Annotated in this window: 5 protein-coding genes and 3 pseudogenes; 3 read left to right on the top strand and 5 right to left on the bottom strand. The window is 72.2% G+C overall.

The genetic code is table 11. The annotated features are described in order from the left end of the window. A pseudogene (locus tag JNW89_RS16770) lies at positions 1-498 on the top strand (hypothetical protein); the annotation flags it as partial. 215 nt (positions 499-713) lie between these two features. Further along, a pseudogene (locus JNW89_RS16775) lies at positions 714-4,963 on the top strand (GH92 family glycosyl hydrolase). A 67-nt stretch (positions 4,964-5,030) separates the two neighbouring features. Here JNW89_RS16775 and JNW89_RS16780 read toward each other — a convergent pair. The 5 genes and pseudogenes from JNW89_RS16780 to JNW89_RS38845 all read right to left on the bottom strand — a co-directional run. Beyond that, positions 5,031-6,500 (bottom strand): dynamin family protein, encoded by a 1,470-nt coding sequence (locus JNW89_RS16780; RefSeq protein ID WP_238449631.1) that lies wholly within the window; start codon positions 6,498-6,500, stop codon positions 5,031-5,033. Further along, the gene (locus JNW89_RS16785) at positions 6,497-7,894 is read right to left on the bottom strand and encodes a GTP-binding protein (protein ID WP_238449632.1); all 1,398 of its coding nucleotides are present in this window, start codon (positions 7,892-7,894) and stop codon (positions 6,497-6,499) included. Before JNW89_RS16785 ends, JNW89_RS16780 begins: the two co-directional genes overlap by 4 nt. Beyond that, positions 7,861-8,337 (bottom strand): dynamin family protein, encoded by a 477-nt coding sequence (locus JNW89_RS16790; RefSeq protein WP_238449633.1) that lies wholly within the window; start codon positions 8,335-8,337, stop codon positions 7,861-7,863. The genes JNW89_RS16785 and JNW89_RS16790 overlap by 34 nt, the downstream gene beginning before the upstream one ends. 115 nt (positions 8,338-8,452) lie before the next feature. Continuing rightward, positions 8,453-9,004, bottom strand: a complete 552-nt coding sequence (locus tag JNW89_RS16795) for a hypothetical protein (RefSeq protein ID WP_238449634.1) — start codon at positions 9,002-9,004, stop codon at positions 8,453-8,455. Positions 9,005-9,230: 226 nt separating this feature from the next. Beyond that, positions 9,231-9,443 (bottom strand): annotated as a pseudogene (locus tag JNW89_RS38845) (IniB N-terminal domain-containing protein); the annotation flags it as partial. 226 nt (positions 9,444-9,669) lie between these two features. On the opposite strand from JNW89_RS38845, the gene JNW89_RS16800 reads away from it, so the two are divergent. Next, positions 9,670-10,694: Hsp70 family protein (locus tag JNW89_RS16800; RefSeq protein ID WP_238449635.1), on the top strand; the 1,025-nt coding region annotated here is incomplete at its 3' end.

The following is a 10,694-nucleotide window of genomic DNA, read 5'->3' on the forward strand; positions in this document are numbered from 1 at the left end:
CTGCGCAGCGTGCTGCTGCTGGCGGCGCTCGCCGGGCGCGGGCCGGGTAAGTACTGGTTCGCCTTCTGGACCGCGCCCACCCTGCGCACGGTCTACGTCGCGCTGCTGCGCAGCGTGCTGCTGCTGGCGGCGCTCGCCGGGCGCGGGCCGGGTAAGTACTGGTTCGCCTTCTGGACCGCGCCCACCCTGCGCACGGTCTACGTCACCGTCGCGTTCGCGGCGTTCTGCTGGCTCTTCGTGGCCACCGCCGTGGTGCTGCGCGATCGGTACGGTCTGCGGCGCCGCAGCGCCGTCGGGCTGACCCTGACCGCCGCGGGCGTCCCGCTCGGTCTGTTGTCCGGGCTGGTCGCGGCGGTGGGGCTGGAGCGCGCGCTGACGGTGTGGAACGACCAGCTGGCGCTGCTGCCCTGGGGCCTGTCCCGCATCCTCGGCATCACCGTCTACCTGGGCATTCCCGCCGGCCTCCCGGCGTACGCCGCGTTGGCCGCGCCGCCCTGACCGCCGTCGGTCTGCTGCTGTCGATCGGTCGCGGCCGCCGGACGGCCTGACCGGCTCGCGTCGGGACTTTTGTTAGGGCTCTTGACAGAATTGTCATGCGCCGCGAACGCTGACGAAATCTCCAACCGGGTGCGCCACCGTCGCATTTGGCCGTCCTCTCTGGAGGTTTCTGCATGAGGCGTAGTGCACGCAGGGTCCTGTTGCCGATCGTGGTGATGGTGAGCCTCGCGGTCCCCGCCGTACCGCCGCCCGCGCTGGCGGCCGAAGCGCCCGCCACCGACTTCGCCACCTCGCTGGAGGCCGGCGATCCCCAGCCGACCTGGATCAACACCACTGAGACCGACGCCGGCGGCGCCGAGAAGACCTCAGGGGTGACCGGCAGCCCGGTCAAGGGAATCCCCGGCAACCTGGCCGGCCGGATCACCGAGGTCACCGCCAACGCGGAGAACCCGCCCAGCGAGACCGCGGACCGGGTCATCGACGGCAATGTCAGCACCAAGTGGCTGGCGTTCACGCCGACCGGCTGGGTACGGGTCCGACTCGACGCCCCGGTCGCCGTCGTGCACTACGCGCTGACCTCCGCCAACGACGCGCCGGAACGCGACCCGAAGGACTGGACCCTGCAGGGCTCCACCGACGGGGAGAACTGGACCACCCTGGACAGCCGGACCGGGCAGCAGTTCACCGAGCGCTTCCAGACCAAGGAGTACCGGTTCGACAACGCCACCGCGTACCCCTACTACCGGCTCAACGTCACCGCGATCGTCGGGGGCGGCATCACCCAGCTCGCCGAGCTGCAGCTCTCCAACGGCGATACCACTCCCCCGCCGCCCAGCAACATGCGCACCATGAGCAGCGGCGGCCCGGTCAACGGCCCGACCATGAAGCCGAACGTCGGCTGGACCGGGGTCCGCGCGCTGCAGTACTCCGGCGGGCAGACCGTCAGCGGGCGGGGGTACGCGTACAACAAGGTCTTCGACGTCGACCTCACGGTGACCGACCGGACCGAGCTGTCGTACGTCATCTTCCCGGAGCTGACCGGGCAGGACCTGGACTACCCGAGCACCTACGCGGCGGTGGACCTGGCCTTCGACGACGGCACCTACCTCAGCGAGCTGGGCGCGGTGGACCAGCACGGCTTCGGGCTGAGCCCGCAGGCGCAGGGTGAGTCCAAGTCGCTCTACGCCGACCAGTGGAACGCCAAGCGGTCCCGGATCGGCGCGGTCGCCGCCGGCAAGCGCGTCGACCGGATCCTGCTGGCCTACGACAGCACCACCGGAACCGGCCTGTTCAACGGCTGGGTCGACGACATCCGGATCACCGGCAACCCGGCCGAGGTGGACAGGCCGCGCCCCTCCGACCATGTGCTCACCACCCGCGGCACCAACTCCAGCGGCGGCTTCTCCCGGGGCAACAACATCCCGGCGACCGCGGTGCCGCACGGCTTCAACTTCTGGACCCCGATGACCAACGCGGGCTCGGCCAGCTGGCTGTACGAGTACCAGAGCCGCAACACCGCCGCCAACCGCCCGGCCCTGCAGGCGTTCACCGTCAGCCACGAGCCGAGCCCGTGGATGGGTGACCGGCAGACGTTCCAGGTGATGCCGTCACCGGCCACTGGGGTGCCCGCCGCCGGCCGGTCGGCCCGGGCGCTGCCGTTCGGCCACGAGAACGAGGTGGCGAAGGCGCACTACTACGGGGTCACCTTCGACAACGGCCTCAGGACGGAGCTGGCACCGACCGACCACGCCGCGCTGTTCCGGTTCACCTTCACCGGCGACCAGGGCAACCTGATCTTCGACAACGTCAACAACAACGGCGGCCTCACCCTGGGCGCCGACGGCGTGGTCAGCGGCTACTCGGACGTGCGCAGCGGGTTGTCCAACGGCGCCGGTCGGATGTTCGTCTACGGCGTCGTCGACGCCCCGGTCACCGCCAGCGGCCGGCTCACCGGCGGCGGTGGGGCCAACGTCACCGGCTACCTGGCCTTCGACACCCGGCAGACCAAGACGGTCACGCTGCGGATCGCCACCTCGCTGATCTCCGTGGAGCAGGCCCGGCGCAACCTCGAGAACGAGATCGGCCGCGACGACACCCTCGAGACCGTCCGCGAGCGCGCGCAGCGCCTCTGGGACGACAAGCTGCGGGTGATCGAGGTCGAGGGGGCCACCGAGGACCAGCTCACCACGCTGTACTCCAACCTCTACCGGCTCTCGCTCTACCCCAACTCGGCGCACGAGAACGTGGGCACGCCGGAGGCGCCGGTCTGGAAGCACGCGGTGCAGTCGAGCGCGTCGACCGCGATCCCGGCCGGTACCACCGCCACCCGGACCGGCGCCCCGGTCGTGGATGGCAAGGTGTACGTCAACAACGGCTTCTGGGACACGTACCGCACCACCTGGTCGGCGTACACGCTGCTCGACCCGGACACCGCCGGCGAACTGGTCGACGGGTTCGTGCAGCAGTACAAGGACGGCGGCTGGGTGTCGCGCTGGTCGTCGCCCGGGTACGCGAACCTGATGACCGGCACCAGCTCGGACGTGTCGTTCGCCGACGCGTACGTCAAGGGCGTGCGCGACTTCGACGTCAAGGCCGCGTACGAGGCGGCGGTGAAGAACGCCACGGTCGCTCCGCCGGGCAGCAACCCCAACAACACCAGCGTCGGTCGCAAGGGACTCCAGACGTCGATCTTCCAGGGGTACACCGCGTCGGACGTGTCCGAGGGGGTCTCCTGGGCGCTGGAGGGTTACATCAACGACTTCGGCATCGCGAACATGGGCGCGGCGCTCGCCGACGACCCCGCCACCCCGGAGGCGGACCGGGCCCGCTACCGCGAGGAGTCGGAGTACTTCCGCAACCGGGCGCAGAACTACGTGCACATGTTCGACCCGCACGTGGACTTCTTCCAGGGTCGGGACGCCGCCGGGAAGTGGAAGTCCACCCCGGCGGAGTACGACCCGCGGGTCTGGGGCCACGAGCACGACTACACCGAGACCAACGGTTGGAACTTCGCGTTCCACGTCCCGCAGGACGCCAGGGCCTGGCCAACCTGTACGGCGGTCGGCAGCAACTGGCCGACAAGCTGGACGAGTTCTTCCGCACCCCGGAGACGGCGAAGTTCCCGGGCTCCTACGGCGGCACCATCCACGAGATGATCGAGGCGCGGGACGTCCGGATGGGCATGTGGGGCTTCAGCAACCAGGTGGCCCACCACATCCCGTGGATGTACACGTACGCGGGGCAGCCGGCGAAGACGCAGGCCAAGGTCCGGGAGGCGCTGTCGCGGATGTACCTGGGCAGCGAGATCGGCCAGGGCTACGCCGGCGACGAGGACAACGGCGAGACCTCCGCCTGGTACCTCTTCAGCGCGCTCGGCTTCTACCCGCTCCAGGTGGGCAGCGGGGACTACGTGATCGGTTCACCGCTGTTCCGCAAGGCGACGGTGCACCTGCCCAACGGCCGGCAGATCGTCGTCAACGCGCCGCAGAACAACGCCCGCAACGTCTACGTGCAGGGGTTGACGGTCGACGGGCAGACCCACCGGAAGTCCTCGATCTCGCACGGCGAGCTGGCCGACGGCGCGGTGCTGGACTTCGAGATGGGCGAGTACCCCTCCTCCTGGGCCACCGCGGCGGAAGACCTGCCGACCTCGCTCAGCAAGCCGGGCCCGGTCGCCCGGCCGTTGACGGACATCACCGTCACCGGCGGGGCCGCCGCGCTGAGAGACGACAGCTCGGGCACCACCGTCGCGGTCGACGAGACGGTGCAGTGGAAGGTCTCCGGCACCCCGGAGCAGGTCACCCACTACACGCTCACCTCCGGCAAGGTCGCCGGGGACCTGCACGGCTGGCAGCTCAAGGGGTCGTACGACGGCCGTAACTGGACGGTGCTCGACGACCGGTCCGGGGAGTCGTTCCCCTGGCGGTCGCAGACCCGGTCGTTCCAGGTCGACCAGCCCGGCCGGTACGCGCACTACCGACTGGAGGTGACCGCCGCCGACCCGGCCGCCACGCTGGCGGAGGTGGAGTTGCTGGCGAAGCCGTCGCCGGCCTGCACCTCGACGATCACCGGGCGGCGGGACGACGGGCTGATCGTCTCCTCCGGCGTGACCTGCCTGACCGACGCGACGATCAACGGGTCGGTGACCGTACAGCCCGGTGCCGCGCTGTACGTACGGGGCGGCGTGATCTCGGGCGGAGTGTCGGCCAGCGCGGCCGACACGGTGGTACTGCACGGGGTGACCGTGCGCGGTGGGGTCACCGCGACCGGTGGCACCGGCGAGGTCGCCATCGAGCAGAGTCGGATCGCCGGCGAGGTCAGCCTCACCGGCAACGCGGATCCGGTGCTCGCCGCCAGCACGGTCACCGGCGCGCTCTCCTGCGCCGACAACGACCCGGCGCCCCGCGACAACGGGCTGCCCAACACGGTCACCGGTGGCTCCTCGGGACAGTGCGCCCCGCGCTGACCGGCGAAATCGGGGCGCCCGGCGAACCGCCGGGCGCCCCGAGCCCTGCCCGCCGGCCGGCGACAGGTCACCGGCCTCCCTCGGCCAGCTCGGCGAGCATCCCCTCGCAGCTGCGGACGACGACCTGCGCGCCCCGCCGCTGCGCGAGCCGGAGCAGGGGATCCTCCGCGCGGTTGCGCCACTGCCACTGCGCGTCGGCGGCGACCTCCCAGAGCCGCTGCACGGGCGCGTCGTGCTCCAGGCCGAGTCGGGCGGCCAGGCCGACCCCGTCCCCGCCCACCAGGCGCTGCGCCTCCGCCGCCAGCTCGGCGTCGAACCCGAGCCGGGTGGTCCGCAGCGCCGCGAGGAGGCGCAGCTCCCGGAACTCGTGCGCACCGGCGAGGATCTGCTCCACCGCGCTGAGCAGCTCCCCGGTGCCCGGGCCGGGCTCGGCCTGCAACAGCGCCTCCACCGCGGCGAGCGCGGAGCGGGCCTTGAGCGTGTCCCGTCGGTCGACGAAGAACCGGCTGATCGACTCGCGCAGCTCGGTCAGGCCGCTGCGCCGGATGAGTTCGGCGGCCAGCTTGCCTCGGCTGTCGCAGCCGGTACGGACCAGGGTGGTCGCCAGCCGGACCCCGATCAGGCCGAGCCGGTTCAGCAGCGCGGCGCGTACCTCACTGTCCAGCCGTACCGGCAGCTCGGCGCGGACGAAGCGGTCGGCGGAGAGCAGGTGCGGGTCCAGCTCTTCCCGCGACACCTGGGCCAGCTGCGCGAGCGCGGCGAAGTCCGACTCGCTGAGCACCCGTCCGGCGAGGCCGAGCAACCCGCTGCACGCCACCAGGTTCACGCAGAGCGCGTTCACCCGGGGATCGCGGTGCTGCCGTCGGGCGAGCTGGCGGGCGGTGAGCAGCCCGTCGATCCGTCCGCCGCCGGTCTCGTCCACCCGGGACAGCACCAGGATCACGTTCACCGGGGCGGCCTGCCCGACCTGACTGTCCCGGGTGGACTCCAGCACCCGCAGGTCGGTGCCGCGACCGTCGCGGGTCAGGTAGAGCACCGCGTCCGCGTCCCGCAACACCCGGTCCATGACCGGCGCCCGGCCGTGCTCGTCGGCGCCGACGATCGCGGGCGTGTCGATCAGGGTGACCTGCCGCAGCGCCCGGGTCGGCCACTGCACCACGATGTCGCGCAGCTCGCCCTCCCGCCAGCCGACGAGGTCCACCCGCATCCCGGTCGCCGACTTGAGCACCGTCAGCTCCTGTGGGGGCTGGCTGCTGGAGTAGGCGGTGGCGCGCGGCTGGGGACCGTCCTCGTACCAGGTGAAGAGGCCGCTGCCGTCCGGACCGTCGATCGGCGCGACCTCCTCGCCCATGATCGCGTTCAGCACGGTCGACTTGCCGGACCGCCAGGGACCGGCGATCGCGACCCGCAGCGGTTGCTCCAGCCGGGCCAGCTGGTGCCGGAGGTGACCGGTCGCGCGGGGGTTGTCCCGGTAGAGCTGGAGGGCCTGGTGCAGCAGCCCCCAGACCGCCTCGTCCAGCCGCAGCCCGACCGTCATGTCCGGGGCTCCAACGGCGCCGGGGCGGGTTGGGCGGCGGTCAACTGCTGGGCCTGCTCGTAGACGGCGGCCAACCGGCTCATCTTCAGCCGGATCTCGCGCTGGCGCTGCCCGCGGGCGGCCGCGTCGGTGTCGGCGGCCTGCTTCGCGGTGCGGAACGACTGGACGATGGCCTCCTGCAACTCCTCGGTCAGCGCGGTGAAGTGGTCCCGGAGCATCCGCTGCACCTGGCGGGCGGTGTCCCGGCAGTCCTTGGTGGTCCGGACGAAGAAGTCGTCGACGTGCCGCTGGATCGCCGTCTTGGCGCTAGCCTGGCGGCGGCGGAGCAGTTGCCTGCTCTCGTCCCGGATGCTCTTGCCGCCGAAGAGCGCGCCGGCGCCGATCGAGACCGGGTTGATCATCGGCATGCCGGCCAGGGTCATGACCAGGCCGAACATCAGCAGGCCCCCGTACGAGCCCTTCATGCCGGTGATCACCTTCTGGCTGGCGGTGAACCGGTCGATGGTCGGCCGTTCCATCTCCGGTAGCCGGTCCACGAGATCCTCCGGCACCATCATGGACCAGGGCGGCAGCACGTCGTAGCCGTACCGGGCGAAGTTGCCGGCGACCCGCCGGGCGGCGAAGTCGCAGCGCTGGGCCAACCACTCGTGGTTGGCCTGCGCGGCCTCGACCAGGCTGCGCTGCAGCCACTCCTGGAAGGTGTCCCAGGAGACCAGCGGGTCGGCCGTGTCGAACGCGTCGTCGACCATCCGCAGGATCTGCCTGGTCCGGTCGCGCAGGTCGTACTCGATGTCGGACATCAGGTCGGCCATCTCGTCGGCGAGGGTGTTCTGCCAGCGGGTGGAGCAGCGGCGCAGCTCGTCGACCTCGCGTTGGGCCGCGTGCAGCCGGGAGATCGGGCCGGACTGTTCCTCCGCCTCCTGGCTCTCCAGCTCGGCGCGCAGCGGCGCGGCGAGCTGCTCCGCCACCGTGCGGGCGATCATCGCGACCGAGGCCCGGGCCAGCACGTCGCCCTTGCCAACCAGGTCCCGCTGCAGGCGGGCGATCAACGGCGGGAAGCCCGACTCGGCGTTGAGGCCGTGGTCGTCAGTGACCGCCGCGCGCAGGCGCAACGCCGCCGAGACCGGGATCAGCGCCGCCGGTACGCCGGCCTCGGCCAGGTGCTGCCGGTTGCGCTCGGCGACGGCGCGCCAGTCCGGCACCAGATCGATCTTGGTCTGCACCACCGCCACGTTCGGGTGCGACCGGGTGACGTGCAGCAGCATGTTCAGCTCGGCGACGGAGAGTTCCCGGGTCGAGTCGGAGACGACCAGCACCGCGTCGGCGCGGTTCAGCGCGGCGGCCGGGGCGCCGGCACCGATCAGGGCCACCTCGTCGGTGCCGGGCGTGTCCACCAGCACCAGCCCCGCGCCGAGCAGCGCGCGTGGCAGTCCGATCTCGACGTACGCCGGGCCGCCGCCGGACCGCGCCCGAGGGTGCCGGCCACCCCAGCCGCGATCTGGTCCAGCGGTACCGGGGTGCGCTCGGCGGTCGTCGGGGCGGGCGTCCCGGGGGCGGACGCCGCCTGGACCACGGTGGCCGAGGCGACCTCGGCGTGCTGCACCACGGTCGGCAGGACGGTGGTGCGGCCGTCGCCGACCGGGCACACCGGCGCGTTCACGATCGCGTTGACGAGCTGGCTCTTGCCCTGGTTCGGTTCGCCGACGACCAGGACGCGCAGCTTCGGGTCGAGCAGCTGGGCGCGCTTCTGCCGGACCGCCTGAAGGAGGTCCGCCCGCCCGTGTTCGCGGCACGTACGGGCGATCCCGTCGAGCACGTCTAGCCAGATCCCCGCCATCACCGCACCAAGTGTGCGGATTTCGGAGCAATTATCAAGTGGCGAATTGAACGAGAACAGGCGGAAAGCCGGATCGCCCGTGGCGATCCGGCTTTCCGCCTCGGTCGAACCCCGATCAGAACAGACCGTCGCCGAGCCCCAGCAGCCCGCCGCCGGCCGACGCGGACGCATCGGCGTGGGCCCCGGAGTCGCCGCTCACACCGCCGTTGACGTCGCCGGTCACGCTGCCCACCGTGCCGGTGAGGCCGGAGACGACGCCGTCCACCTGGTGCGTCACGCCGCCCACCGTGGACGACACGTCGACCTGCGGAACCAGGCCGCCGGAGCCGCTGACGCCGAGCCCGCCCAGGGTGTCGTCGACGCCGAGCCCGCCGAGGGTGTCGTCGACGCCGAGCGAGTCGACGACCCCGCCGACCTGGCCGTAGGTGCCGGGAAGCGCGCCGCCGAGCAGGCCGTCCGGGGTGCCCAGCAGGCCGGCGTCGGTGCCGTCGAGCAGGGCGTCCGCGCTGGTGCCGCCGACGCCGGCCACGTCGCCGACCGCCGGGTCGGCCACGGTGTCCACCGCGCCCAACACGTCGGCGTCGAGGGTGTGGGTCACGTCGTGCACCCCGGTCAGGTCGGTCTCGAGGCCGTTCGGCCCGATGCCCAGGCCGATCCCGGGCAGCACCGTCGCCCCCGGCGGCGACGCTCGTCGGGTCGACGGCGATGGCGCCCAGCACGCCGGCCTTGACGTCCACTCCGGAGTACGAGCTGCTGATGGTGATGTCCTGCGGCACGGTCTGAAGCTGGGCGACCACGTCGGTGGTGTCGGTCAGCAGCGGGTCGGCCCCGAGCTGCCCGGCCAGCGGGGCAACCGGCGCCAGCCCGTGCACCGGGGCGTAGTCGACGACCAGCGGCACCACGTCCTGCACGTCGGCGGCGGTAATGTCGGGGAGCCCGGCGGCCTGGAGCGCGCCCTCCGGGTCGAGGTCGAACGCCGACTTGGCGTCAGGGTTGGTCAGCAGGTTGAGCACGAAGTCGTGCAGGGTCTGGTCCATGTGCCGGTTTCTCCTTGGACGTCGGCGACCGGTGATCGTCGACAACGACGCTATAGCCGTCGGCCGCATCGGACATCGGGGATCGGCCCGCAATCCGCCCCGCCGGATTGGGGTGCTCACCGCCTCGTACGTTAGGGGGACTGGGGGAACCGGCCCGGCCAGATTTAGGGTCCCGATACGGGAGCGATCTCTGGTACGAACGTAGGAGCCCACGGGGTGTCGCCGGGGGTGGTCGCCGCACGGTGCCGACACCGCCGCCACCGGCCGGCCAACTCACGGTGAAGGAAGATTGCGGATGCCGTACGTCCTGGGGATCGACATCGGAAGCACCAACACCGCGGCCAGCGTGGCGCGACGACGGGGTGCGACCTGGGCGCGACCCGAGGCGGTGACGCTGGACGGCCGGTCGGCGACCGTACCGTCGGTGGTGCACCTGGCCGTCGACGGGACGCTCGTGGTCGGTGAACCGCCCGTCGAGGACGGCAGCCGGACCGCACGCGGGTTCGTCCGCCGAGTCGGCGACGACGTTCCCCTGCTGATCGGCGGCGAGGCCTGCCCGCCGCAGATGCTGACCGCGCTGCTGGCGGCGTGGGTGGTGGAACGGGTCCTCGACCGGGAGGGTGAGCCGGCCGAGGCCGTCGTGCTCAGCCACCCCGCGGGCTGGGGTCGGCACCGGCGCGAGCTGCTGCACGAGGCGCTGTGGCAGTTCGGCCTGGGCAACGTGACGCTGCTGCCCCGTACGGTGACGGTGGCGGAGAGCCACGCGGCGCGCGGCTTCCCGGGCAGCGCGGCGGCCGTCTACGCCCTGGGCGGCAACACCTTCGAGGCGGCCCTGGTCCGCCGCACTCCCCGCGGCACGTACGAGACGTTCGGCCTGCCGCAGGGGCTGGACTGGATCGGCGGCGCCGACTTCGACGAGGCGCTGGCCGAGCATGTGCGTACCGCACTCGCCGGGGAACTCGCCGCGGCCGGATCTCGGCAGACGCACGCCACGCTGCGCGCGCTGCTGCCCGAGTGCGACCGGGCCAAGCGGGACCTGACCGTCGGCACCGAGACCGACGTGCTGCTGACCCTGCCGACCGGGCCGGTCCGGGTGCCGGTGAGCCGGGCGCGGTTCGAGGACATGATCCGGCCGGCCGTGCAGGCGACCGTCGACCTGGTGACCCGGACCGTCCACTCCGCCGGGCTGCTGCCGGCGCAGCTCGACGGCGTCCTGCTCGCCGGCGGCTCCACCCGTATCCCCCCGGTGGTCGAGCTGCTCGCCGCGGCCTTCCCGGTACCGGTGGAGGTGGAGCCCGATCCGCAGCTGACCGCCGCCAC

Source organism: Micromonospora sp. 4G55 (genome assembly GCF_016803375.1).